This is a genomic window from Vibrio sp. 378 (assembly GCF_033339435.1).
Genome location: NZ_JAWOUO010001184.1, coordinates 1 through 519, shown reverse-complemented (window position 1 = coordinate 519; position 519 = coordinate 1). Strand labels below are relative to the sequence as shown.

1 protein-coding gene is annotated in these 519 nt (G+C 50.7%); it reads right to left on the bottom strand.

All coding sequences use genetic code 11. The features are described from left to right. Positions 1 to 519: sugar-binding domain-containing protein (locus R7Q48_RS31050; protein WP_411979325.1), on the bottom strand; the 519-nt coding region annotated here is incomplete at both ends.

Here is a 519-nt window from a genome sequence, read left to right as displayed (position 1 = left end):
TCAAATTCGGTTTGAGGACTGGGGGTCGCACTTTGGTAATCGTGGGCGAAATCGGTGCGAATTGTTAGGTCTTGGACGTGAACAGCTTCTTTGCCGACAAGGTAAACATCACGGAAGATCCCCGCCGTCCACCACATGTCTTGGTCTTCAATGTAAGTGGAATCGGCCCACTGCATCACGCGTACAGAGAGTAAGTTTTCGCCTTGTTGGACGAACTTGGAAATGTCGAATTCCGCTGTGAGTCGGCTGCCTTTACTAAAGCCGACGTACTCGCCGTTTACGTACACTTCAAAGTAGGTTTCCACGCCGTCGAACTTGATGATGGTTTGTTGGTTATCCCACTGTGGACCAAGTGTAAATGTGCGTTGATAAGCGCCCGTTGGGTTGTCGGTTGGTACAAACGGGACGTCGATCGGGAATGGGAAGCCCTCATCGGTGTATTGCAGATCGCCGTGGCCTTCCATTTGCCACATGTTTGGGACGGTAATGTGTCCCCAGTCGTTCATTGTTTGTGAGTAA